The 24,705-nt window shown below is 38.1% G+C and carries 23 protein-coding genes; 15 read left to right on the top strand and 8 right to left on the bottom strand.

Annotated features, from left to right (window positions below; genetic code table 11):
* Positions 1-7: 7 nt before the first annotated feature.
* Positions 8-724 (bottom strand): biotin--[acetyl-CoA-carboxylase] ligase, encoded by a 717-nt coding sequence (locus tag ABJG98_RS15255; RefSeq protein ID WP_348280586.1) that lies wholly within the window; start codon positions 722-724, stop codon positions 8-10.
* Between the two features lie 85 nt (positions 725-809).
* Between ABJG98_RS15255 and rsfS the strand changes: the two genes are divergently transcribed.
* Genes rsfS through ABJG98_RS15235 form a run of 4 tightly spaced genes read left to right on the top strand, consistent with a single transcriptional unit; the run spans position 810 to position 4,860 of the window.
* Positions 810-1,187 (top strand): ribosome silencing factor, encoded by a 378-nt coding sequence (gene rsfS / locus ABJG98_RS15250; protein WP_348280404.1) that lies wholly within the window; start codon positions 810-812, stop codon positions 1,185-1,187.
* A gap of 54 nt (positions 1,188-1,241) precedes the next feature.
* A complete protein-coding gene (gene ftsH, locus ABJG98_RS15245) occupies positions 1,242-3,305 on the top strand; it encodes an ATP-dependent zinc metalloprotease FtsH (protein WP_348280403.1) in 2,064 nt (687 codons plus the stop codon).
* A 3-nt stretch (positions 3,306-3,308) separates the two neighbouring features.
* Positions 3,309-4,097: a UDP-2,3-diacylglucosamine diphosphatase gene (locus tag ABJG98_RS15240; RefSeq protein ID WP_348280402.1), complete on the top strand. Its 789-nt coding sequence runs from the start codon at positions 3,309-3,311 to the stop codon at positions 4,095-4,097.
* Positions 4,060-4,860: a hypothetical protein gene (locus ABJG98_RS15235; RefSeq protein ID WP_348280401.1), complete on the top strand. Its 801-nt coding sequence runs from the start codon at positions 4,060-4,062 to the stop codon at positions 4,858-4,860. The genes ABJG98_RS15240 and ABJG98_RS15235 overlap by 38 nt, the downstream gene beginning before the upstream one ends.
* A 13-nt stretch (positions 4,861-4,873) precedes the next feature.
* On the opposite strand, the gene ABJG98_RS15230 is transcribed toward ABJG98_RS15235, so the two are convergent.
* The 3 genes from ABJG98_RS15230 to ABJG98_RS15220 form a co-directional block, all read right to left on the bottom strand.
* Positions 4,874-6,178, bottom strand: coding sequence for a TolC family protein (locus ABJG98_RS15230; RefSeq protein WP_348280400.1), 1,305 nt, complete (start codon positions 6,176-6,178; stop codon positions 4,874-4,876).
* 95 nt (positions 6,179-6,273) lie between these two features.
* Positions 6,274-6,984, bottom strand: coding sequence for an ABC transporter ATP-binding protein (locus tag ABJG98_RS15225; protein ID WP_348280399.1), 711 nt, complete (start codon positions 6,982-6,984; stop codon positions 6,274-6,276).
* 59 nt (positions 6,985-7,043) lie between these two features.
* On the bottom strand, positions 7,044-8,291 hold the full coding sequence (locus ABJG98_RS15220; protein WP_348280398.1) for an efflux RND transporter periplasmic adaptor subunit: 1,248 nt from the start codon (positions 8,289-8,291) through the stop codon (positions 7,044-7,046).
* A 192-nt stretch (positions 8,292-8,483) separates the two neighbouring features.
* Here ABJG98_RS15220 and ABJG98_RS15215 point away from each other — a divergent pair, with 192 nt between their 5' ends.
* From ABJG98_RS15215 to ABJG98_RS15170, 10 genes are all read left to right on the top strand, one after another.
* Positions 8,484-8,750, top strand: a complete 267-nt coding sequence (locus tag ABJG98_RS15215) for a hypothetical protein (RefSeq protein WP_348280397.1) — start codon at positions 8,484-8,486, stop codon at positions 8,748-8,750.
* Positions 8,710-9,363 carry a TetR/AcrR family transcriptional regulator gene (locus ABJG98_RS15210; protein WP_348280396.1) on the top strand — a complete coding sequence of 218 codons (654 nt, stop codon included), beginning with the start codon at positions 8,710-8,712 and terminating at the stop codon, positions 9,361-9,363. The genes ABJG98_RS15215 and ABJG98_RS15210 overlap by 41 nt, the downstream gene beginning before the upstream one ends.
* Before the next feature lie 50 nt (positions 9,364-9,413).
* Positions 9,414-11,525, top strand: a complete 2,112-nt coding sequence (locus ABJG98_RS15205) for an ABC transporter ATP-binding protein (RefSeq protein WP_348280395.1) — start codon at positions 9,414-9,416, stop codon at positions 11,523-11,525.
* The gene (locus ABJG98_RS15200) at positions 11,525-12,859 is read left to right on the top strand and encodes an HlyD family efflux transporter periplasmic adaptor subunit (protein WP_348280394.1); all 1,335 of its coding nucleotides are present in this window, start codon (positions 11,525-11,527) and stop codon (positions 12,857-12,859) included. The genes ABJG98_RS15205 and ABJG98_RS15200 overlap by 1 nt, the downstream gene beginning before the upstream one ends.
* Positions 12,856-14,319 carry a TolC family protein gene (locus tag ABJG98_RS15195; protein ID WP_348280393.1) on the top strand — a complete coding sequence of 488 codons (1,464 nt, stop codon included), beginning with the start codon at positions 12,856-12,858 and terminating at the stop codon, positions 14,317-14,319. The genes ABJG98_RS15200 and ABJG98_RS15195 overlap by 4 nt, the downstream gene beginning before the upstream one ends.
* Positions 14,320-14,438: 119 nt before the next feature.
* Positions 14,439-15,818 (top strand): sigma-54 dependent transcriptional regulator, encoded by a 1,380-nt coding sequence (locus ABJG98_RS15190; protein WP_348280392.1) that lies wholly within the window; start codon positions 14,439-14,441, stop codon positions 15,816-15,818.
* 151 nt (positions 15,819-15,969) lie between these two features.
* Positions 15,970-17,172 (top strand): ATP-binding protein, encoded by a 1,203-nt coding sequence (locus ABJG98_RS15185; protein ID WP_348280391.1) that lies wholly within the window; start codon positions 15,970-15,972, stop codon positions 17,170-17,172.
* Between the two features lie 12 nt (positions 17,173-17,184).
* Positions 17,185-18,264, top strand: coding sequence for a glycosyltransferase family protein (locus ABJG98_RS15180; RefSeq protein ID WP_348280390.1), 1,080 nt, complete (start codon positions 17,185-17,187; stop codon positions 18,262-18,264).
* Entirely contained in the window at positions 18,261-19,220 is a 960-nt protein-coding gene (locus tag ABJG98_RS15175) for a bestrophin family ion channel (protein WP_348280389.1), read from the top strand. The genes ABJG98_RS15180 and ABJG98_RS15175 overlap by 4 nt, the downstream gene beginning before the upstream one ends.
* An 11-nt stretch (positions 19,221-19,231) precedes the next feature.
* Entirely contained in the window at positions 19,232-20,275 is a 1,044-nt protein-coding gene (locus ABJG98_RS15170) for a hypothetical protein (protein ID WP_348280388.1), read from the top strand.
* Here ABJG98_RS15170 and ABJG98_RS15165 read toward each other — a convergent pair.
* Complete coding sequence (locus tag ABJG98_RS15165) at positions 20,272-21,774, bottom strand: HAMP domain-containing sensor histidine kinase (RefSeq protein ID WP_348280387.1); 1,503 nt, start codon at positions 21,772-21,774, stop codon at positions 20,272-20,274. The two genes, ABJG98_RS15170 and ABJG98_RS15165, sit on opposite strands and share 4 nt — an antisense overlap.
* Complete coding sequence (locus ABJG98_RS15160) at positions 21,771-22,466, bottom strand: response regulator transcription factor (RefSeq protein WP_348280386.1); 696 nt, start codon at positions 22,464-22,466, stop codon at positions 21,771-21,773. The genes ABJG98_RS15165 and ABJG98_RS15160 overlap by 4 nt, the downstream gene beginning before the upstream one ends.
* Before the next feature lie 235 nt (positions 22,467-22,701).
* On the opposite strand from ABJG98_RS15160, the gene ABJG98_RS15155 reads away from it, so the two are divergent.
* Positions 22,702-23,574: a hypothetical protein gene (locus ABJG98_RS15155; protein ID WP_348280385.1), complete on the top strand. Its 873-nt coding sequence runs from the start codon at positions 22,702-22,704 to the stop codon at positions 23,572-23,574.
* A gap of 53 nt (positions 23,575-23,627) precedes the next feature.
* Here the strand turns inward: ABJG98_RS15155 and ABJG98_RS15150 are convergent, their stop codons facing one another.
* Together ABJG98_RS15150 and ABJG98_RS15145 are read right to left on the bottom strand one after the other, a co-directional pair.
* The gene (locus tag ABJG98_RS15150; protein ID WP_348280384.1) at positions 23,628-24,116 is read right to left on the bottom strand and encodes a phosphoribosyltransferase domain-containing protein; all 489 of its coding nucleotides are present in this window, start codon (positions 24,114-24,116) and stop codon (positions 23,628-23,630) included.
* Complete coding sequence (locus tag ABJG98_RS15145) at positions 24,109-24,600, bottom strand: Lrp/AsnC family transcriptional regulator (RefSeq protein ID WP_348280383.1); 492 nt, start codon at positions 24,598-24,600, stop codon at positions 24,109-24,111. The genes ABJG98_RS15150 and ABJG98_RS15145 overlap by 8 nt, the downstream gene beginning before the upstream one ends.
* Between the last annotated feature and the right edge of the window lie 105 nt (positions 24,601-24,705).

Here is a 24,705-nt window from a genome sequence, read left to right as displayed (position 1 = left end):
AACAGCCCTATCGCATAAACTCTACCTCCTTAATTCCGAATGTTCTCAAGTTTCCGTCCTGATTAATTGCGAGTTTACCGTGCTGATCAATCCCTACTATTTCACCTTCAAACTCTTCATTCTTTGATTTGAAAATTTTTACCTCACCTCTCCACATGAGTAACTTATGGTATTCATCAAGGATGTAAGTTGTTGATCCATTTTTAAGTTGTAAATACCACTTTTCTAGCCTGCAAAGTAAAGTTTCAATTAATTCGTTTCTATCAAACTCAATATTCGTTTCCATTACTAGCGATGTAGCAGTATTTATTCTGAATCCTTGTTGATTTACATTAATTCCGATTCCTACTACAGCTGATTCTAATCTGTTCCCTCTTAGGTTATTTTCAATCAAAACTCCAGAAATTTTATTTCCATTTATGAAGACATCATTCGGCCATTTAAGTAGAACTTCGCTGGTTACATGACTTTTCAATGTATCTACAATAGCTAAACCTGAAATAAGGTTGAGGTAGAATTGATTAGAAGGTGACAAAAAATTAGGTCTAAGTAAAACAGACATTAAAATATTTTTCCCCGGCTCCGTGATCCATGCGTTTCCCCGCTGACCTTTGCCCATTTGCTGATCATCGGTATAAACTAATGTTCCCTCAGGTTCATTGGATTTACGTGTCATCTGAACCAACTCATCGTTGGTTGAATGACATTGTGGCAGGAAAACCACTTTTTTCCCTAAGAATAAGGGTTTGGCAAAGATTTTATGCAATAGATTAATGTAAATTTGCGGCAAATTTAATTGTAAACTATTAGTGAATCAGCAGGTAAGTAAAGACATCAACTCAAAAGAGCTAAGTGAGTGGGTGGTAGAAGGGATGTTAGATAAAAAAGCATTGGATGTTGTAGTCATGGATCTGCGAAAAGTAAAACACGCAATAGCTGATTATTTTATCATTTGCAGTGGTAATTCAGACACACAAATCGATGCAATATCTGACTCAATAGAAGAGCAAATACATAAAAGATCAAAGCAAAATCCATGGAAAAGAGAAGGACGACAAAATAAAGAATGGATTTTACTTGATTACGTAGATGTAGTTGCTCACGTTTTTAATAAAGAGAAGAGAACATTTTACGGATTAGAGGAGCTTTGGGGTGATGCGAAAATTACCCGGATAGAAGAGAACTAATAACGAGTCACCTCGTTTTACCTTAACAGAAAATTTTACAGGAGGAAAAAAAGAATGCCCGATAAAAAAAGAAAAGACGCACCAAAACCCAGACCTGGATTTCAGGGATGGCTAATAGGAGGACTGCTTGCACTTGTTATTGGACTTACAGTATTTTCAAATGATAGCGGTACGGTTACAACAACCTATCGTTCATTTGAAAAAATGGTAAGATCAAATGATGTTCAAAAAGTAGCACTAATCAAAAATCAGGATTTCATTGAGATTACCTTAAAGCCTGAGGCGTTAAGCAATACAAAATATAAGATTGAGCTAGAGCAGAATCGCAGCATTCTTAATAGTGGAACCGGACCTCATTATAAGGTTGAAATTGTTAGCATTGAGAAGTTTGTAAGAGACTTTGAAGAGCTGATGGCAGACGTTCCAGAAGATCAGCGATTTGATTATAAAATTGAAGAAAGAGGCGATTACACAAGCATCTTCTTTAATTGGGGATTTTTAGTTCTTCTCATTTTTGGTTTCTGGTTTTTAATGCGCAGAATGACTGGTGGTGGAGGTCCTGGTGGACAAATTTTCAATATTGGTAAATCAAGGGCATCATTATTTGATGCTGAGAACAAGGTAAAAATTACCTTTTCAGATGCCGCCGGTCTTGAAGAAGCAAAAGAAGAGATTCGAGAAATTGTGGAATTCCTCAAAAATCCAGGCAAATTCACCAAGCTTGGAGGTAAAATACCAAAAGGAGCTCTACTTGTAGGCCCTCCTGGAACGGGTAAGACATTATTAGCTAAAGCAGTAGCAGGTGAAGCTGGGGTACCCTTCTTCACCCTGTCCGGATCAGACTTTGTGGAAATGTTTGTTGGGGTAGGAGCTGCAAGGGTTAGAGACCTTTTTAAACAAGCTAAAGAAAAAGCACCATGTATTGTATTTATTGATGAGATTGACGCAATCGGTCGATCAAGAGGAAGAGGACAGATGCCAGGATCGAATGATGAACGTGAAAATACATTGAATTCGCTGCTTGTGGAGATGGATGGATTTTCTACTGATGCCGGAGTAATCATACTGGCTGCAACGAACAGGCCTGACGTGCTGGACTCTGCGCTTTTAAGACCGGGTCGTTTTGATCGTCAGATTAGTATAGATAAACCAGATATTGTAGGTCGAGAGGCTATTTTCAAGGTTCATATTAAGCCTATTCAACTTTCCAAAGATGTCGATACCAAGAAACTAGCTGCACAAACACCGGGTTTTGCCGGTGCCGAAATCGCCAATGTTTGTAATGAGGCAGCATTGATTGCCGCTAGAAAAGACAAATCAAAAGTAGATATGACTGACTTCCATGATGCAATTGATCGTGTGATTGGTGGGTTAGAGAAAAAGAATAAAATTATTTCTCCAGAAGAGAAAAAGATTGTGGCTTATCACGAAGCAGGTCATGCAGTTGCTGGTTGGTTCCTGGAACACGCCGACCCATTGGTTAAGGTAAGTATTGTCCCACGTGGTGTTGCTGCATTAGGTTACGCTCAGTATCTGCCAAAAGAACAGTTTTTGTATCAAACCGAACAGCTGATGGATGAGATGTGCATGGCTCTTGGAGGACGAGTTGCGGAGGATATCATCTTTGGGAAGATTTCTACTGGTGCTCTAAGTGATCTTGAACGAATCACAAAGCTTGCTTACAGTATTGTATCTGTTTATGGCATGAATGACAAAATTGGAAATGTTTCATTCTATGATTCCAAACAATCCGATTATAATTTCACAAAACCATACTCTGATGCGACTGCCGAACTTATTGATAAAGAGGTAAAAGCACTTATCGATGTGGCATATCAAAGAACCAAAAAGCTCTTGCTTTCTAAAAAGAATGAAGTTGAAATTCTTGCAAAAGAATTACTCAAACGTGAGATCATTTTCCAATCTGATCTTGAAGGCCTGATCGGCAAGCGACCGTTTAAAACTCAAACAACTTATGACGCTTTCACAAATGGAACTTCCGATGAAGAAGAATCTCAAGTGAAAAAAGAAAAGGAAGAAGATCTGGACCAAGTAAAAAATGATGTAAAAGAAGCTGTGGAAAAAGAGGAATCGACTGCAGCTGAAAAAAGTGAATAATCGATGAAGGCGCAGCCTGAGCTCATCAGCTCTTTCAATGAGCTATCTTCATTGAAAAAACTCTATTTCGCCAGTGATTTTCACTTGGGTATACCAAATGAGACATCAAGTAAAGAGCGCGAAAAGAAAATAATCAAATGGTTGGAGCATGTTTCTAAGGATGCTTCAGCCATTTTTTTAGTTGGTGACATTTTCGATTTTTGGTTTGAATACAAGAATACTATCCCCAAAGGCTTTATACGTTTTCAAGGAAAGTTGGCAGAACTCAGCGACAAAGGAATCTCTATTTTTCTATTTACAGGAAATCATGATCTCTGGATGAAGGATTATTTTCCTCTTGAGCTTGGAATTAAAGTCATTACACAGCCAATTCTTCTAGAGGTAAACCAAAAGAAGCTATATGTTGGTCATGGAGATGGTTTAGGCCCTGGAGATACATTATATAAGATAGTAAAGCGAATATTCACCAACAGTATTTGCAAATGGATGTTTCAGTGGATACATCCCAATATAGGTGTCTCTCTGGCTCAATATTGGAGTAAGAGCAGCAGACTCGCTAGTGGAGAACATGATGAAAAATTTCAAGGAGAGCAAGAACGGCTTTGGCAATATTGTAAAACCCTAAATAAATCCTCTCATTACGATTACTATATTTTTGGTCATCGACACCTTCCACTTGAACTTCCTGTGACCGATAACTCAACGTACTTTAACTTAGGTGAATGGGTAAATCATTTCACTTATCTTGAATTTGATGGAGAGAAAGCTTCACTTAAGGTTTTTGAAGGTTAATCTGCTATTGGTCTTATCAATAGCTGGATATGGTCAGGTTTGGCACAAAATCAGTACATCAGAGCTAAAACAGGGACCAAGCGCCTATTCTACAGACTTTCAGGGGAATCTATATTTAGGTTTTTCAGATGGTCGACTTACTAAATATGATCCAAGGGGAAAGGTTCTCGAAAATTTCTCTCTTTCAAATAATTCATCAATTTCACTTATTGATGTTCAAAACAACCTAAAACCCTTTCTTTTTTATTTTGACAATCAACAGATTACTATCCTAGATCGATTCGCATCAGTCCCCAAAGACTATCGTATATCAGACTTTGAATTAGAGATTGGTATGCTGGCGTGTCCAGCTCCAGATGGTGATTTTTGGATTGTTGAAAACAACCCTCAACGTTTAAAGAAAATCAATCCTTTGAGAAAAATTACTGTTTTAGAAGTGCAAGTCTCTCTAGGTGATTCCATCAGTCGCATGCAGGCATATCAGAATATTCTTGTCATTGGCGATGTAAATAAACTCTACATATTGGATCAGTTTGGTGGAATTCTTCACGTACTAAAATTTGAGAAACTCATCAACTTTCAAATTGCCAACGGGATTCTCTATGCCAATACAAATTGGGAAATCCATGAAATAAATCCATTCAAAGGAATCATTATATCAACATTAAAAAAACCAGATAGTGGAAAAATGCTGAAATCGAAAGCTGGATTTATCTCCATTGCCAAAAAGACTCTGACCTTTTATAGGTTAGAAAGACCTTAAGGTGATCTTTATATCAGTTGCCTCGATATAGATCTAAAATCTGTTTTCTTAATACAATGGTATACTTAGCATTGATTAGCTGAGCCTCAGCTCTATTCTTATTGTTCAAACTCTCCAGATATGAATAGAAGTCGGTATTTCCAGTTTCAAATCTCTTCTTAATAAATTCGAAGGTTTGATTCAATGCTTCATAATTTTCTTGAGCAGTTTTATATGATGTCTGGGCTGAAACCAGATCTAAGTAGTCTCGTTGGGCGGCATTGGTAACGTTTAACACGGCTTGTTCATTTTGAAGCTGTGCATTCAACATTGTCACTTTAGAATTGTCAATGTTGTTTTGGATTTGATATCTATTAAAGATTGGAACATTTAACGTGACTCCAATGCTATTACTGGGTGTGTTTTGAAACTGCTCTAGGTACTCAACATCAAGAATTGAAGTGTAATTTCTGGAATGAGCAGCTCCCGCAACCAATGAAGGATAGCGATTACTTCTTGTTTGCTTTAATTGTGCCATTGCAGCCTCTTCGCTTTCTTCAGCACTTTTTAGTAGAAATGAATATTGAATAATTTCATCTAGGACCTGATTGTACGGATCGTATTCAACCAAAATTTCAAGGCTTTCTAAATCCAGGGGAGCAATACGGACACCTGAATAATTTTCTAACTGAATGGACTGAAGTAGTGCGAGTAAATCAGATTGGTACAGATTTCTTATGTTCACATTGTTCAATTTCTCATTTGCCACTTGGGATTGGAAATTGTAAACCGTTTCATAGTTACCTACGCCTACCGAGACACGCTTTTTCTCTCTATCCAATTGGTCTTCCAAAAATTTGAGACGCTGATCGGATATTCTTACGTTCTCTGTATCTACTAATACACTGAGATAGTTTCTAATTACTGTTGCTTTAATAGCTATTTTGCTATCCTCCAGCTGATATCTGGATGATTCATATTCATGTTTTCTTCTGTTAAGTAGATGATGATTCGCAAATGCACTAAATAATACCAAATTAGAAGAAATAGATGGACGTGAAGATCGACTTGTATTCGAAACTACTTGACCTGAAAAGTCAATGTTATTTCCATCAAAATAACTATAGCCACCAGAGGCGTTTAAGTTCGGAAGAAAGTTGTAATAAGCCTGACGCTTATTGGAATGCGCCCCAATCAAATTATTTTGATTTTGCTTAATCGTCAAGTTTCTACTGCTAGCCATATCAATACATTCTTGAAGTGTAAGAACACGCACAGAATCCTGTGCTGCAGAAGAAATGCCAACTAACAATATAAGTCCGAAAATAAATTTTCGCATGGTTTTAGATCTTTGATAGGTTTTCAGGGGTACAGTTTCCCTGATCTACCCATGAGAGGATAGACCAGGTAACTGACTGTGTAAGTATGAAGAGATTACACTAAAGCTTCTTTTGCGTTGATGTTTTCAGACACTATCTGACCATCAAATAAGTGAACAACTCTGTGTGAGTATTCCGCATCCACAGGAGAGTGAGTTACCATTATTACTGTAGTCCCAGCTTCATTCAGCTCAGTAAGTAGGTTCATCACTTCTTGCCCGTTTGCAGAGTCCAAATTACCAGTAGGCTCATCCGCTAAAATTAGTTTTGGCTTGGCAACTACAGCTCTTGAGATCGCTACACGTTGTTGCTGACCTCCAGATAGCTGCTGTGGAAAGTGGTTTCTTCTGTGCATAATTTTCATATGCTCCATCACCTCTTCCACTCTTTTCTTACGCTCGGCAGCAGAATACTTCAAATAAATCAATGGTAGCTCAATGTTTTCAAATACAGTAAGTTCATCGATCAGGTTAAAGCTCTGGAATACGAAGCCAATATTCGCTTTTCTTAAATCAGCGCGTTGACGTTCCTTATACTTAGAAATCTCTAAGTTGGTGAAATGAAATTCTCCTTCCGAAGGATTGTCCAATAGTCCAATTATATTGAGTAATGTTGATTTACCACAACCTGACGGTCCCATGATCGCAACAAACTCACCTTCTTTAATGGTAAGGTTAACTCCCGCGAGGGCTGTTGTTTCAATCTCATCTGTGTAGTAAAATTTCTTTAAATCTTTAGTTTGAATAAGTGCTTTAGCGTTTTCCATGATTTATTGAGTTTTAGTCTTTGGATTCTATTTTAAAATACTTTCTAATTTATTATTGGTTACTTTATTACGAGAATGTCTTTGTCTTCATAACCTCTATATGAAGAGACAACAACTTTTTCCCCAGGTTGCAATCCTTCCACAACTTCGTAGTATCGCTGATTTTGACGACCTAGTCTAATATCTCTTCTTACTGCCTCAGTTTCATCTTCATTCACTACAAAAATCCAGTTTCCTCCAGTTGTTTGATAAAAACTACCTCGTGGAATTTGCACTGCAGTAATATTTTCACTTAGCTGTAGCCTTATTTGAAGTGTCTGCCCTCTTCTAATACCATTTGGTATAGAATCAAAAGCCATGTCAACTTCAAAAAGACCATTATTCACTTCAGGATACACTTTTGTAATCGCTAAACCGAAATCAGTTCCAGCAAAAGTGAATGTACCATTCAGTCCCGCATATATTCTAGATATATAATGTTCGTCAATAGTTGCACGGACCTTAAATCCATTTAAGTCATCTATCTGTCCAATGTTCTGTCCTGTAGCAATTGACTCACCCACTTCTACATTAACAGTTGAGAGGCGTCCGTCAATTGGCGCCTTGATATAAAGGTTCTCCAGATTCCTCTTAATCATGTCAAGATTGTTTCTGGTTCTTACCAAAGTCTCCTCAGTTTGTCTGATTTGAATAACAGCATTGAGTGAATCAAACCTATTGGATTCGATTTGAATTTTACGATTATCCGTCAAACGGTTATATTCTCTTTTGAGATTTAAAAATTCTTGTTCAGATATAATTTTATCATCAAAAAGTTTTTTTCCACGTTCATAGGCATCTTTTGCTGCATCTATCTGATAATCTAGTTCTATCAAATTCCTACGTAAGTCAAATTGATTTCTCTGCAGACTCAATTTGGTGTTTTCCAGGTTGTTGACAAGAATAGAGGCTTGGGTCTCTTCTCTAACAAAGCTTTGGATTAAGTCATTATTAGCAAGTGTCAAGATGGTATCACCCTTTTCAAGTAAAATTCCCCCATCATAAAATTTTTGAGCAACTACTCCCCCTTCTATAGCATCCAGCCGAATAGTTAAAATTGGAAGCACGTTTCCATCTACGGGTATAAATTCCTGAAAGTCCCCTTCATGCACAGTGGCAATATTTATTTTGTTCCTTTCCACGTTGAGCCGTGTACCACCTCCTGATAGTAAGAAGTTGTAAGCAATGAAGACTACAAGAAGACCACTTCCACAGTAAATACTGATCTTCTTAATGGTCCACTTTTTCTTTTTAATCTTTCTGTCCATTTGACAATTTGGTCGTTTTAGGTTTTCGATCCGCAGTATGCCAATAAGGATGCCATTAATCATAAGTATCTATAAAACAGATACTTATATAAAGAATTGTTGGATTATTAACATTCACCATGTACAGTTTAGTACAGAAAAGTGTTCGCAATCGATCACTGATCGCATACGCTATGAAATACTTGTAAGGATTTGGAGGAAGAGCTTAGCCGCTTTGGTAAAAAAAAAGGTCCAGGAGGACTAACACCTGAACCCAAAGGTCAAAAACTCAAAATAAAAAGGACTAATGACTTCAATGTTAGCAAAAATTCAATTGAAAAAAAAATCAAAACCGTAATGAATTTCAATCGTTATGATAGTATTACTATTATATTTAATAGCTTAATCAAAACTAATGGTAGCAAAACTTCAAATACAATTGAATTCAGTTCTATATTTAAGAGATCCTCAGACGAGTGATTTGGGTCAAAAAATTGTGCAGGAGAGTATTATTCTTATTAATAAAATTGGATTTGAATCTTTTACTTTTAAGAAATTATCAATACAAATAAGTTCTACTGAAGCTTCCATCTATAGATACTTTGAAAACAAGCATCGGCTTCTTGTGTATTTAATCTCATGGTATTGGAATTATGTAGAGTATCGGATCACATTCGAAACGCATAATATTTTCGATCCTGTTGAAAAGCTGAAAATCGCTATCAGGTTAATCACCAGAAAATTGGAAAATGACGAAAACTTCCCGGGCATCAGTGAGTCAGAGCTTCAGCAGATTGTTATCAATGAATCTGATAAGACATACCTTACTAAAGATGTTGACAAAATCAATAAAGAGGGTGTTTATAAAGGATATAAGTCATTGTGTGAAACATTCGCATCATACATGACCGAGATAAATCCTGAATTCAAATTTCCTAGATCTCTTTCAAGTACGTGCTTAGAAGCTGCTCATCAGCAAGTGTTTTTTGCTCAACACTTACCTCGTCTCACCGATATCAAAAAAGAAAAAGATATATACGAGCAAAATTTTCAATATCTAACTACTATCATTTTCAATTCCTTGAAGAAATGAACAATCAGCAAATAATCAGATGCTTGCAAGAGTGTGCCACAAAGCTAAAAATGGATTTGAATATTTCGAATCTGCAAAATGTGGATATTATTCCACGACAATATGAGGCTGATGAAATCGCTGAATTTCAGCGAGACCTAATAGAGGCAGCTAACGATGCAGGTGTTGTTTTGATAGAGAAATACCTTCGAAGGGATAAGCTCGATGGATTAATCACAGACAATAAGACACCACTCATTGTTTTTGTAGAGCAGGAAGGGTTCTATCCAGCCTTTTTGACAAAGGACAAGAAGAAAAGAATTTTTCTTGAGTTTATCACCAATGCAGGAGACTTAAAAATGCTTGAGTTAAAGAATCTGGATGACGTCAAATTTTCATCTAATAGGGATGGTGAGGTATTTACGCTCTCCTGTTTTGCATATCAAAGTTTCATGTCAGGAGCTGAAAACAAAAATGTATCTCCAGTTCGAAGGCTGTTCCAGCTATTATCTGCCGATAAAAAAGACATTTTTTTCGTGTATGTGTATGCTGCCTTGATTGGCTTAGTCAGCCTCACTCTGCCTTTGGGAATTCAAGCCGCGGTTGAGCTCATATCAGGAGGAGTCGTGTCTAGCTCGGTGTATCTCCTCATCGGCCTGATAATTTTCGGCACACTTGGTACTGGGATTCTGCAAGTGCTCCAAATCACCATTGTGGAGTATCTACAAAGGAGGCTATTTACTAAATCCGCGTTTGAGTTTGCTTTTAGAGTTCCTAGAATCAAAATGGAATCAGTGCTTAATATGCACATGCCGGAATTAATGAATCGATTTTTTGATGTTTTGACGCTCCAAAAAGGATTACCTAAAATCCTGATCGACTTGTCCACGGCCATTATCCAAATTCTATTTGGGTTGCTTCTATTGGCATTTTACCACCCATTCTTCATCATCTTTGGATTAGGTCTATTGGGATTATTATTCCTCATATTTTTCTTTACAGGACCTAAAGGACTTAAAAGTTCAATTAAAGAATCAAAGTATAAATACAAAGTAGTTTATTGGCTTGAGGAAATGGCCCGCACGCTTTATTCTTTCAAGTTGGCCGGAAATACTGTCTTACCTCTCAGAAAGACCGATTATCTGGTGAACAACTATTTAGAAAATCGAAGCAAGCATTTTAAAATTCTTATTTCTCAATATTCATTTATTCTTCTTTTCAAAGCTTTAATTACGGGAGGACTTTTGATATTAGGGACGATCCTGGTTATCCAACGAGAGATTACGCTTGGTCAGTTTGTGGCATCCGAAGTAATCATCATTCTAGTATTGGCCTCAGTTGAGAAAATCATCATGTACATGGATGTGGTCTATGATATGCTTACTGCTGTTGATAAAATTTCACATGTTACAGACTTACCTCTTGAAAATACTGGCGGGATTGATATCCCTGCTGCTCAATTAAAAGATGGATACGAAGTGGAAATGGATGATGTCACCTACACCTACCCCGGCGCTCAAAATCCTTCGCTGAAGAACATTTCGGTGCACATTAATAAAGGACAGTCACTTTGCATCAGTGGCGGAAGTGGTTCTGGTAAAACAACATTAACAAACATTATCGCAGGGATTCATCAGAATTATACTGGAATAATGACTTACAATGGATATTCATTGAGAGACTTAGACACAACTTACATCAGAGATAGGATAGGAAAAAATGTATCTCAAGAAGACATTTTCGAAGGTACTATCCTTGAAAATATATTGGTTGGTAAACCAACATCAGATATTAAGAATGCTCTTGATGCAATTGAAGATGTGGGGCTCAAAGATGAAATAAATCGATTATCAAATGGCTTAAATACCGAAATGCTGAGTGGAGGAAAAGGATTTTCATCATCATTTGTCAATAAGCTGGTACTGGCAAGATGTCTGGCAAAAAGACCCGCCATGCTCATCTTAAATGATTTTTTCAACAACTTTTCAAAGCGTGAAAGACTTAAACTCATTGAACTGCTCACCGATATCAAAAGAAAATGGACACTGATTGTGGTGTCGAATGATCCACTCATTATGGCAGCATGTGACAATGTATTGTTCCTGGAAAATGGAGAGCAACTGGCTTACGGAGCTTTCGAAGATTTAATTAAAAAAGAAGAAATACTAAAAGACATCTACTAATGGATCATCTGGATAAGCTAGCAGAAACTCATCTGTACTCTCTTCGGACGCTAAAAACTCCGGGCATTGGTCGTACGGTTGCCAAAGTATTATTAGTTGCATTTGTATTCTTCATCATTTTCCTTTTTCTACCTTGGCAGCAGAACATTAGAGGTAAGGGCAAACTCACTACTCTGAACCCAAAGAATAGACCTCAGCAAGTTCAATCCGCTATAGCGGGTCGAATTACAGATTGGCATATTATGGAAGGTGATTATGTCAATAAAGGAGACACCCTATTAACAATTGCTGAAATTAAGGACAAATATTTTGACCCAAATCTTGTACCGCGTATCAGGGAACAATTGGTTGCCAAGAAAAATGCTGCTGAAGCCAAAGACAACAAAATCTCCGCTTTAAATAGGCAAATCACGGCGCTTAGGAAAGCCGTTGAGGCTAAAATGGCTCAAGCAAAAAACAAATTGAAGCAATCAAGACTAAAGCTAGAAGCTGACTCCCTTGCCTTTATGGCAGAAAAAGTTAATTATAATAATGCAAAGAGTGTTTTCGATCGAAATAAAAATCGTTTTGACGCCGGGAACATTACACTTACAAAATTTCAAGAAATAGAGAATAAATTTCAAATGAGTGGTGCTAAAGTATTAAAAGTTGAAAACGAGTGGCTTCAACGAAAGGCTGACTTGGCGAATGCATCTCTTGAGCTTGCGTCTGTAGACGCTGAATATTCTGATAAAATAAGTAAAGCTCAATCTAACCTCAATGAAACGATTGCCAGCCGAAATGAGACACAGGCTCAAATAGCCAAAATGGAAAACGAGCTTACGAATGTATTAGTGAGACAATCTCAATATCAAATCATCGCGCCTCAGTCTGGATACATAGTAAAAGCCATAAAAGTTGGAATCGGTGAAACCCTCAAAGAAGGCGATGCAGTAGCTACCATACTTCCACAATCAGATGATATGGCTTTCGAAATGTATATAAAGGCGATGGATATGCCTTTGATTGGCAAAGGACGAAAAGTCCGAGTACTCTTTGATGGCTGGCCAGCGTTGCAATTTTCAGGTTGGCCCAATGCATCAGTAGGTACATTCGGAGGAATAGTAGCCATTATCGACAGAGTCGAAAGCAAAAATGGCATGTTTAGAATTATTGTAAAACCTGATCCTGAAGATGAAAAATGGCCGGAATTACTTCGGATTGGTTCTGCAGCCAAAGGCTGGGTCATGCTTAACAACGTTCCAATTTGGTATGAAATCTGGCGAAATATGAATGGATTCCCACCTACAATGTATGAAGATGAGAATCCCGGCATTAAAATTGGCAAGAAATGAGAAGATATGTAATCATCATATCGCTGGTTCCATGCCTCCTATTTGGCCAGAATACGTCTGACAGTTTAAGCGGAAACGCGACTTTCCTTTCATTGGAAACTGTGCTGAAGATGTCACTCGCATACCATCCTATAGTTAAGCAAGCAAATCTAATAAATGTAAACGCTGAAGCTAGATTGAGAGAAGCAAGGGGTGGGTTCGATCCGGAAGTCGAATTGAACTATAATGTAAAAGACTTTAAGGATACCGAATACTATAACCTCTTAAACACAACATTCAAAATTCCAACTTGGATCGGTATTGATCCCAAGATTGAATTCATCCAAAATACTGGAGATTTTTTGAATCCGGAAAATTTCATCTCTGATAATACAGCCAACCAGCAAGTAGCCGTGGGGTTTTCTGTTCCGCTAGGTAAAGGTTTATTCTTTGATGAGCGAAGAAATATGATCAAAAGAGCGGATGCTTTTTCTCAAATAGCCGAAGCTGAACAAACTAATGAAGTAAATAAAATCTTATTTACAATAATTAAAGACTATTGGAATTGGTACTTGTATTATCAGAAAATACAGCTAATGGATCAAGCGATTGATCTTGCTCAAAACCTATTTGATCGTACGTTGATAGACTTTGAATTTGGTGAAGCTGCCATTGTGGATACACTCCAAGCAAAAATTAATCTTCAAAAAAGAACGGTAGATTTCAGAAAAACACAGCTTGAGTATGAGCTGTCCAAGCTGAATTTATCCAAGCACCTTTGGTCAGAGGATTTAGTTCCACTTGAACTACAACTTGGAGTTTCACCTGATTCATCAACTCTATTCACTACACCGAGAGATACCGAATTGAAAAGTGCCATTGAGTATGCACTCACAAGTCATCCAGATATCAGTAAACTGGACGGAAAAAGAAATCAGTTAGATGCTGATCTTAGATGGGCTAAAGAGAGTATTAAACCCCAAATTGACTTATCCTATTCGCTTATTGATGCGCCACTAGATCCTGACTTTAATTCAAATGGCGTAGAATTTGGAGAAAACTATAAAATGGGACTCGACTTTTCATTTCCGATTTTGCTTAGAAAAGAACGAGGAAAATTGCAGCAGACGCGCCTGAAACTTCAAAGCAATGAGTATGAACTAGCCCAAAGCCAAGTTAACATTAAGAACCGTGTGTTAGGTGCATATGCTCAAAGCAATGCATTTCAAGATTTACTTTTTCAATATCAAGGGGTCTCTCAGAATTATCGCAGGTTGCTCAATGCTGAAATCATTAACCTCCAAAATGGAGAGACTGATTTATTTAAGCTGAACATCCAACAAGACAAATACATAGAAGCACAGACAGACTATTTTGACGCTTTGACTAAATGGGAAAAGAGTAAAGCAGAATACTATTATATAACCGGAGTTCCTATACTTGGGCTGACCGATGTGTTCAATATTGTAAAAAATCAGTAAGAAACTGTTCAATTTCGAACATTTAATTCACTACTTTTAGCGCCTGAACTATTCTGAGACTTATTTTCTGGTCTTGGCACAATTGTAGCCTTTTAAATAATTACATAAATACAAATCCAGTGGACGAAGAAATAAATAAAATACTAATAATAGATGATGATGAAGATGTGTTGTTAGCCGCTAAAATGCTGCTAAAGAAACATATCAAAGAGGTGATAATTGAGAAAGATCCACGAAAAATCCCTTTCCTTCTCAATAACGACACCTTTGATGTCATCCTTCTGGATATGAACTATAGTCAGGACACCACAAGCGGTAAAGAGGGATTTTACTGGTTGGAACAGATCCTTGAGAAGGACCCACAAGCTGTGGTGATTCTGATTACAGCATTTGGAGATGTAGAGATGGCTGTAAAAGCCTTGAAAGCCGGAGCAACTGACTTTGTATTGAAACCTTGGCAAAACGAAAAACTATTAGCAACTCTTTCAAGTGCGGCAAGGCTTAAAAAGAGCTATAAAGAGGTCTCGCAACTAAAGCAAACAAGTAAGACTCTCCAGGCTGATAGTAGCAAAGCCTTTAAAGACATCATTGGGGAAAGTGATGCGATCAAGAAAGTTTTCAAGCTGATAGATAAGGTGGCAGCCACTGACGCCAATGTGTTGATCTTAGGCGAGAATGGTACTGGTAAAGAATTGATCGCACGTGCCATCCATCAGAAATCCTTGAGGAAAGACATGCCATTTATTGGTGTGGATATGGGTGCAATCACTGAGTCACTTTTCGAAAGTGAACTATTTGGTCACAAGAAAGGCTCATTTACAGACGCCAAAGAAGATCGAGCTGGAAGGTTTGAAGTAGCTTCTGGCGGAACTCTTTTTTTGGATGAAATTGGCAACCTAAGTCAACCGCTACAATCCAAACTTTTAACAGCCATTCAAAACCGAAAGGTCACTAGAATTGGTAGTAATCAGGAAGTACCTGTAGATATACGACTGATTAGTGCTACAAACATGCTTGTGTACGAAATGGTGAATGACAATACCTTCCGGCAGGATTTGCTCTATAGAATCAATACTGTAGAAATCCAGCTGCCTCCACTTCGTGAACGGATGGAAGATATGGAACAGTTGGCTAATCATTTCGTGAAAATGTATGCTGGAAAGTATCGAAAGACTATCGATGGAGTGGCAGCATCAACAGTGGGTAAACTGCAAAAGTATCCCTGGCCAGGTAATATTCGCGAGCTACAGCATGCCATTGAAAGAGCTATCATTATGAGTGAAAATGGACAGCTAATGCCAGAAGACTTTTTTTTCCTTGCTCAGAAGCCAGAAAGCAACCTTTCTCTAGAGCCAGACTCTTATAATCTGGACGACATGGAAAAAATCACCATCCAAAAGGTTGTGAATAAGTATGAAGGAAATATTTCCAAAGCAGCTAAGGAACTTGGACTCACACGAGCTTCACTGTATAGAAGATTAGAAAAACATGATTTATAAGTCTTTTAAATTTCAATTGATCGGCAGGATGTTATTGCTCCTGCTTACTATGTTTTTGTTTACATCACTGTATTACTCTGACTCCTATTTTTTTACCAAATTTCTAGTTTTTTCTCTTACGGCCTTTCAAGGATGGTACTTGTATCAATTTTTGGAAAAATCGAATCGTGAGATTGTTCATTTTCTCGAAAGCATTCATTACGATGATTTCACGAACACATATCCAGAAAAAAAATCTGGATCGAGTAGAGATTTGCTCTATCATGAATTCAATGAAATTCTACGAAAATTTCGAGAGATACGAGCTGATAAAGAAGCGCAACATCAGTACCTCCGAACGATTGTTCAGCACATAGGAATTGGGATAATCACATTCGATGTGGATGGTGAAGTCCAAATCATGAACAATGCAGCTAAGAAGCTATTGGATATCAAGATGATTAAAAACATTAAACAGATCGGCAGAGAACACCCAAACCTTCAAAACTCATTTACAGAATTGAAGACCGGAGGCAGAGATTTGATTAAGATCACCAAAAATGATGATGAAGTGCAACTCGCAGTATATGCAATTGAGTTGTCACTCCTTGGTAAAGCCTTCAAGCTTGTTTCAATTCAAAACATTCAGTCAGAACTGGAAGAAAAAGAAATGGAGGCATGGCAAAATCTGATCCGGGTACTTACACATGAGATCATGAATTCTGTTACTCCTATTTCTTCTTTAGCGGCAACAGTAGAAACTGAGTTAGATGAATTTCTAAAAAACGGGAAGAATATCAATGAGATTCCTGATGATACCATTGAAGATTTTTACTTGTCGGTAAAAACCATTCATAATCGCAGCGAGAGTCTGATCAAATTCGTTTCCGATTTTAGAAACATGACTCGAATCAAGTTACCAAATCTTGAGCCGGTTGAAGTTGAGGATATGATTAAACACGTGTTGATGTTACTTAAGCCAGATTCTGAACGGGCCAGCATTACAGTTAATTGCTCAGTTAAACCAAAGCTCAAAGTAAACATTGACAGAGAGCAGATTGAGCAAGTAATCATCAACGTCGTAAAAAATGCAATCCAGGCATTGGATGCTGCAGAAAAAGAGAATAAATCTCTAACGATAACCGCCATGCCTACAGAAGGTGGTGGGGCTTATATTTCAGTTGCTGACAATGGTACGGGAATAGAGGAAGAAGCTATTAAGAAAATATTTATCCCATTCTTTACCACCAAGAAAAACGGTTCAGGTATTGGACTTAGTCTTTCTAAGCAGATCATGAGGAAACATGGAGGTAACATAACTGCAAAATCTCAATTCGGCCAAGGAACCGAGTTTCTACTTAAGTTTGCGAGCTAATATCTAGCTTGTTTGAAATATATTTTTATTGTTCAAGGAGAGGGACGTGGGCATATGACCCAGGCTATTTCATTGTTCCATATTCTAAAAGAAAATGGGCATGAAATATCTCATGTAATTGTAGGTAAGAGTAAAAGACGAGCACTTCCAAAATTTTTTCTAGATCAAATTGATAGTCCAGTTACACAACTAGAAAGTCCAAATTTTGTAACAGATAAAAATGCACGATCAGTCAATGTTTTGAAAACGTTGGCGGCTAACCTTTGGAAAGGTCGGGCCTTCCTACATAGCATCAATCAAATAGATGCTATAGTAAAAGAGGAAGAACCAGATATAATCATCAATTTCTATGATTTTTTGAGTGGCCTGTATTTTATACTCAAAAAACCGAAAGTGAAGCACATTGCGTTAGCCCATCAGTTTTTATTGAATCATTCGTCATTCGAATTTCCGAAAGGCAGGTTTTATGACAAAACTTCACTATTAGCTGGCAATCGATTGGCTGGATATGGCGCAGACAAAATTCTGGGTTTATCATTCCAATCCATGGTTGATGAGTCTAAGAAAAAGCTATCGGTGGTTCCACCGCTACTAAGAGATGAGGTTAAAACTATAAAAACATCTCAAGGTGATCATTTCCTTGTATACATGGTAAATCATGGCTACTCAGAAGATGTGAAGGCTTTTCACTATAAACACCCGGAAATACCTATTCATTGTTTTTGGGATAAGAAGGATGAACCAAATGAGTTGAATGTAGATGAAACACTAACCTTTCATCAGCTTGACGATGAGAAGTTTATTCAGTTTATGTCTAGTTGCAGAGGCTATCTAACTACCGCTGGTTTTGAATCCGTATGTGAGGCTATGTACATGGGCAAACCCATCCTAATGGTGCCTGTAAAAGGTCACTACGAACAAGCATGCAATGCATTGGATGCAAAGAAGGCAGGTGCAGGTGTGTCAAGTGAAATCTTTGATCTGGAAGTATTGTTGGATTATCTTCCACAACATAATGAGGCAGGCGATAAATTCAGAAACTGGTGTGATACTTCGACTAAGAGGTTTCTCGAAATACTGACAAAGAAATGATACTAAAATATTCAGATAATCCATTCAAGCAGATCCTTGGGATCACTTTTTATAATAGAAAAAACATTCTCCTTTTCACGATCATTTCCATAGTGGCTGTTTTCCAATATGAGTTCGGTGAAATATTTGATTTCGAACCTCTCACATTGCCCGTGGTTCCAGTAACTATCCTAGGTGGCGCGTTGGCAATTTTTCTTGGATTCAGAAACAACAGTGCCTATGACCGTTGGTGGGAGGCGCGAAAAATTTGGGGCGGAATAGTTAATGCCAGCCGAACTTTTGGTGTAATGATATGTACGTTTTCTTCAACCCATTTTTCCAAGGGAAAAGTAAAGGATAAAGATGTGCTGATATGGAGAAAAGAGCTCATTACCAGACATATTGGCTGGCTCTATTCATTGATCATGCATTTGCGAAAGCAAAATCATTGGGATGATCTAGGAAAATATCTTTCAAAGAAAGAAGTAGATCAAATACGTAAAGTTCACAACAAGCCTACCCAGCTTTTGCATAAGCAAAGTGAACGCTTACAAGATGCATATGAGAAAAATATCATTGAAGATTTTCGTCACATGGAATTAACCAATGTAATTAAGGAATTTTACAGCTTGCAAGGCATGGCCGAACGAATTAAGGGCACCATTTTTCCATATTACTACAATTACTTCACGGGTGTATTTTTATGGCTTTTTGTGACTTGCCTCCCCTTTTCACTTGTCACAGATATGAGCTGGAGTGCCATTCCCATGTCAATTGCTATTTCCTTTGTATTCACAATCCTGGAAAAATCCGGAGCTGTGACGGAAGATCCGTTTGAAGGACGCGCAGCTGATACCCCAATAACAACGATTACTCGTAACATCGAAATAGATTTATTGGAAATGATCAAAAGCGATACGATTCCTGCTCCAATTGAGCCTACAATTGGGAAATTTGGTGTGAAGTATCTTAACTAGCTTGTATCTCAATGGCAATCATTAGTAAGAAAAAAGAAATTTTCCCGATTAGCAAATCGCTTCGCGCCTACATCAAAAAATACGATCGTGAGATGAATTTGCCTATCTATTATGGTGATCTACTTCGCTATGACAACTCCATTCCTCTTTATGATAAGTCAGGTAATGATACATTGTGGGAAACAGTGTTCTTTCCTCAAGGCGATATGGACCATATCAATGCGTCGCTAAAAAAAGTCTATGCCATCATGAAAGCTGATGGTGATCTATCTGCGATGGATCATTTAATCATCGATCGTGTAGATCTATGTGCTTATGGCAATACACAACCCTTTCGGGTACGTGTAGTCAATCAGATAAATGACAACTTCGATTACTTTTATATAAAGAATGCAGATGCTTCCCGTATCTATGGCTTAGAACTTGAACATTTGCTATCGCCAAATAAGATAAGCTACGTAGTAAATAAGGAAACACTTATTGAAGAACATATTGTGGGTGTTCCTGCAGAATTATTCATCAAACGCTATCTTGGAAGTGCCAACCTTAATGAAATCCGACTTGCGAAGGAATTTGTGAAGTTCAATGAACGCTGCTTCGTTCGACTGCTTGGGGATATGCATAGCAGCAACTTTGTTGTAGATATAACTCCTGATTTTGAAGACGTGGAATATCGATTGCGCGCTATAGACTTTGATCAGCAATCGTACGAAGGTAGGCGCGCTATATACTTACCTCAATACTACACGCAGAATAATCCAATTATAAAGATCGGGCTGAAACATATGACACCAGAAACGGTGAAACAATACCAGCGGGAAGAGCGCTCGAATATTTCCAATAGACTGAAAGTAGAAAAGAAACGCGTAGATGATTTGCTGTCGGCAATGAAAAAAGACAAACTTTCAAAACCTGAAAACATTAAAAAATTAAGGAAAGAGCTAGCAAACTATTATGAGGACAAAGATTTTCTTTTATGTGAAAATATGGGAGACTTGGTAGATATGAGTTTGCAGATGCTCACCAGAAAGCCTAATCTGTACAAAGACTACTAAACGCCAGACACCTGATATTTTGGCAAGTGAAAAATAAACGTGCTTCCTTCATTCGGACTACTAATCACTTGAATGGTGGTGTTATGCAATTCCATAATCTTCTGAACGATCGCAAGTCCGAGTCCTATCCCTTCTTCGGTTGAGTTCTTCTTTGACTGTCTGTATCTATCAAATATCACTGACTGATCATGCTTATTTATTCCGGGACCAGTGTCAGAGATACCCACTTTTACCTGATCATTATTTGCTGCTATGTTGAGTAATATTCGTCCTCCTTCAGGAGTGAATTTCAGGGCATTATCCAGAAGGTTTTGAAGTGCCCTCTCCACTAAGCCAATGTCAGCAAAAACCAATGGAACCTGATCGTCAGATTCCAATTCGATTTTTACATTTTTCTCCTCACCAAGTACCTGGTATTTTGAAACCAAATCCATAGCAAGGTCTGTCATTGCAAATGGTTCATTTAGCGGTTCTACTTGTTTCGCCTCCAGTTTTGAATATTCAAATAGCTGAGAGACCAGCCGAGTAAGTTTTTCAGAGCTAGCCTTAATAATGCTTAGGTATTGGTCCTTTTCATCTTCTGTCAGGTCAGCTTTCTTTATTTGCAGTGTCTCAATGTAGCCATTGATAATCGACAGTGGCGTTCTTAAATCATGAGAGACATTGGCAATTAACTCGCGTCGAAGCACATCAACAGATCTAATCTTATCCATGTTCTTTTCAATGGTATCTGCCATTTCATTAAAATTAACTGCCAGTATGGATAGATCAGTTTTTTCTGCCTCCGCTATTCGAATATTTAAATCTCCTTCCCTAAATCTTTTTACCGTATAAATAATGGAGCGAAGGTTCTTCGTCAGAAACCAAAAACTGATTAAGCCAAGAAAAAGCACAAAGGTCATTGTGATTATAGACGCTCCTATACTTAGTTTCATAAAGTAGTTTGAAAACAAGGTGGATGACACTCTATCTATTTCCTGTCCCGCCAAGACGATATAGATATATCCTTCAGTGCCTTGATGCTCAAATCTGGCGGCCGAAAAAATCTTCTTTTCTCCAGCTTGCAGTGGGTCATCACCAAGAATGTACGTTCCTCCATTCGAATCGATAAATTCACGAATGGGCTGTAAATTTACATATCGTACCGGATCACTTGGGTTGTCGTGACTGAGCACTACAGAATACAAGACTTCACCATCCGTACTCAACAGGTACACCTCAATGCCGCGATTTACAGCCATCATATCATGCATCAGATCTCCGAATAATGGTTTGTTTATGGAACCATCTGCTAGAAATGGGGAGTTTCCTTTGAATTTTTCTTCGATCAGATGATTGGCCAGTTGTGCGTTCAACCTTTGTGATCGCGCTTCAAAGTGTTTATTAGTAAGGTGGATCGTAGTGAATATATAGCTTACGCCCATGATAACTACCAAAAGGAAGAAAACTACGGCAATCTTCTTAATCAAGCGATTGGTTAAAAGCCTGTACTCGCTCATAATTCTTCGCTGAATTTATACCCAACTCCCCAGGTTGTAAGAATGTATTTTGGCTTAGTCATATCCGATTCAATTTTAGCCCTGAGGCGGTTGATATGGGAATTGACGGTATGCTCGTAACCTTCGAAATCATAGCCCCAAATTATTTTTAAAAGATCACTCCTCGTGTAGCTTTTACCTGGATGCGATGCCATTAAAGTCAACAATTCAAACTCTTTAGGTGATAGCTCAATTCGCTCATTATTAACCTCCACTTTTCTCTTTTCTATATCAATAGTTAATCCATCAAACCCCAACCTGGCAGTTCCGTTTGCGATACTTTCTTTGATCAGCTTCGTCCTTCTGAATATTGCTTTTACACGTGCAATAAATTCTCGAACACTAAATGGCTTGATGATATAATCATCTGCTCCTACTTCCAATCCCAGCACTCGGTCTATTTCCTCAGATTTTGCAGTGAGCATGATAATCGGTGTAGTCTGATTCATTCGTATCTTTTGGCACACTTCTATTCCATCCATCACAGGCAATGCGATATCCAATATGATAAGGTCAGGATTTTCATTTTTTGCCATTTCCAATCCCACACCTCCATCCATAGCCTTCAAAACATCACAGGACAGGTCATTGAGATGAATCTCCAGCAGATTAATGATCTCCAGATCATCTTCTATGATTAATACTTTTGCCATCGTCTTCGAAAGAAACAAAAACTTATCACAGAAGTATCACAAACAGGTTGTAAAACACAACAATGGTATTCCGCGCGTCATATTACGTCAGCTCAGACCATCGCATTTCAATTCACAACTTATTGAATATCTGTGACCTACATAAATGAAACAATCAATTTAAAAATGTTAATTCTATGTGATTCTTTCACAACATCTCATCCGTTGATTTGTATCAAACAAAAATGAACGCTAAATGAAAAAATTATTTGTAATGCTGGCAGCTGTGGGTTTAATATTCACAAGCTGTAGCGATGACGATGAAAACGGACCTTCGATATCAAATCTCACTGTATCAATAGGCGGTCTTGAAGATCTTGGCGGTGATTTCGCTTACGAAGGATGGGTAATAGTAGATGGTTCACCAGTTTCAACAGGAACATTTACAGTCGATGGAAGTGGAAATCTTTCTGCAACGACTTTTGAAGTAGAAAGTAGTAATCTTGAATCAGCAACAATGTTTGTTCTTTCAATTGAGCCAGTACCGGATACAGACCCTGCGCCAGCTGCGACCAAGATTTTAGCCGGTGCATTCGATGGCAGTTCTGCCAGCTTAGCTACCTCTACGATTGGCACAGCCTTTGACAATGCAACAGGTAAGTATATCATAGCAGCACCTACCGGGACCGGTGCTGCAAACGAAGAATTTAGTGGTATTTGGTTTTTAGATAATAGTTCTGGTTCTGCAGTAGCGGGACTGGACTTACCTGAACTTTCTGAAGGATGGAAATATGAAGGCTGGGTGGTTATTGCTGGGACACCTGTAACCACAGGAACATTTACTGATCCTTTGGTAGCGGATGAAGCTGCGCCATTTAGTGGTGCTAATGGTGGGCCGAGCTATCCTGGTGAAGACTTTTTAAATAATGCTCCGGCAGGATTAACCTTTCCAACAGACTTAAGAGGGACTACTGCTGTTATTTCAATTGAACCAGACCCAGACAATAGCACTGCTCCTTTTACTCTGAAGCCGCTCGCGGGTGCGATTCCTTCAACACTTTCAGGAAATCCATACAGTATTGATAACAATGTGTTGGCTTCTTTTCCGACAGGTACCGTAAGTAGATGAGTTGATTTTGGTTACTAACTGTGAAACCCCGGCAAGTTATTGTTGGGGTTTATTTATGATAAATACACGCCATCGCCCATTCGTACTTCTACATGTTCTTTGATAGTAGTAGACAGTTCGTATCCTTTATAATTCGCGTAAATCGGAAATCTACCATGTGTGCGGAGAACCAAAACGGCGGTTTCTACTTTTTTTACCTTAAGTGTCAGCAGTTTTGTAAGGCTATAGGCTAATGTTCTTCCGCTATTCAGCACATCATCACAAAGGATGACGGTTTTATTTTTTAAATCGGTTACATCCCCATCTATGAGGATGTCTTTATTCAACGGATTTTCTTTGTCAAGAGAAATGGTGTGACAAATCGATTTTTTACCGGCAATCTCACCAAGCGTCTCATTGATTTGATCGGCCAGTTTCTTACCCCCCGAATCAACTCCAACAAGCACCACCTCTTCATTCATGTTATTCTCATAAATTTGATACGCGATCCTGCGAATGATCTGGTCAACCTTTGGTTGAGATAAAATTTGATTATTACTCATTTTCAGGTACAGGCATTACTTTGCTGTCCTTGAAAGTAGAGAGTATTATCATGGATTGCAAGCCATCAACCACCTCAATTTCTGATACCTTTTCTAGCATCAATTTTTGATAGGATTGTATGTCACTTGATATGATTTTCAGAATAAAATCGCCTGAGCCAGTAATATGGTGACATTCGATTACCTCTGGAATTGCGCTTATTTCATTGATGAAAGCATCAATATTTTTCTTGTTATGACCTTTCAAAGAAACTTGCACAAACGTGTGTACTCCAAGTCCTACTTTATCAGTATCCAGCTTTGCATGATAGCTCTTAATTATTCCGGAAGTTTCTAGTTTTTTTACTCGCTCCAATGTAGGAGCTGGAGACAACCCAATGTCTTTTGAAAGTTGGGCATTGGTGATTTTTGCGTTTGACTGTAGGATGTCAAGAATCTTTCTGTCGATCTTGTCCAGCTTAATACGCGATGATTGTATTTTCATGTGTGTTTAGGATTTTTTGTGGTCATAATGGTCCGTTAAGGCGGTAATCCACATGGATAAAATTCATTCTTAAGTATAACATCCCATCACTCATCATATGACAGA

It is taken from the genome of Ekhidna sp. (genome assembly GCF_039960695.1).
GTDB lineage: Bacteria > Bacteroidota > Bacteroidia > Cytophagales > Cyclobacteriaceae > Ekhidna.
Note: the sequence above shows the minus strand (reverse complement) of the source record. Positions and strands in the feature narration are given on the sequence as shown.

Bases quoted from the DNA above. Each gene is read 5' to 3' on its own strand.
- ftsH (WP_348280403.1), top strand. From the start codon at position 1,242: ATGCCCGATAAAAAAAGAAAAGACGCACCAAAACCCAGACCTGGATTT.
- ABJG98_RS15240 (WP_348280402.1), top strand. From the start codon at position 3,309: ATGAAGGCGCAGCCTGAGCTCATCAGCTCTTTCAATGAGCTATCTTCA.
- ABJG98_RS15235 (WP_348280401.1), top strand. From the start codon at position 4,060: ATGGAGAGAAAGCTTCACTTAAGGTTTTTGAAGGTTAATCTGCTATTG.
- ABJG98_RS15230 (WP_348280400.1), bottom strand. From the start codon at position 6,178: ATGCGAAAATTTATTTTCGGACTTATATTGTTAGTTGGCATTTCTTCT.
- ABJG98_RS15225 (WP_348280399.1), bottom strand. From the start codon at position 6,984: ATGGAAAACGCTAAAGCACTTATTCAAACTAAAGATTTAAAGAAATTT.
- ABJG98_RS15220 (WP_348280398.1), bottom strand. From the start codon at position 8,291: ATGGACAGAAAGATTAAAAAGAAAAAGTGGACCATTAAGAAGATCAGT.
- ABJG98_RS15205 (WP_348280395.1), top strand. From the start codon at position 9,414: ATGGATTTGAATATTTCGAATCTGCAAAATGTGGATATTATTCCACGA.
- ABJG98_RS15200 (WP_348280394.1), top strand. From the start codon at position 11,525: ATGGATCATCTGGATAAGCTAGCAGAAACTCATCTGTACTCTCTTCGG.
- ABJG98_RS15195 (WP_348280393.1), top strand. From the start codon at position 12,856: ATGAGAAGATATGTAATCATCATATCGCTGGTTCCATGCCTCCTATTT.
- ABJG98_RS15175 (WP_348280389.1), top strand. From the start codon at position 18,261: ATGATACTAAAATATTCAGATAATCCATTCAAGCAGATCCTTGGGATC.
- ABJG98_RS15170 (WP_348280388.1), top strand. From the start codon at position 19,232: ATGGCAATCATTAGTAAGAAAAAAGAAATTTTCCCGATTAGCAAATCG.
- ABJG98_RS15165 (WP_348280387.1), bottom strand. From the start codon at position 21,774: ATGAGCGAGTACAGGCTTTTAACCAATCGCTTGATTAAGAAGATTGCC.
- ABJG98_RS15160 (WP_348280386.1), bottom strand. From the start codon at position 22,466: ATGGCAAAAGTATTAATCATAGAAGATGATCTGGAGATCATTAATCTG.
- ABJG98_RS15155 (WP_348280385.1), top strand. From the start codon at position 22,702: ATGAAAAAATTATTTGTAATGCTGGCAGCTGTGGGTTTAATATTCACA.
- ABJG98_RS15150 (WP_348280384.1), bottom strand. From the start codon at position 24,116: ATGAGTAATAATCAAATTTTATCTCAACCAAAGGTTGACCAGATCATT.
- ABJG98_RS15145 (WP_348280383.1), bottom strand. From the start codon at position 24,600: ATGAAAATACAATCATCGCGTATTAAGCTGGACAAGATCGACAGAAAG.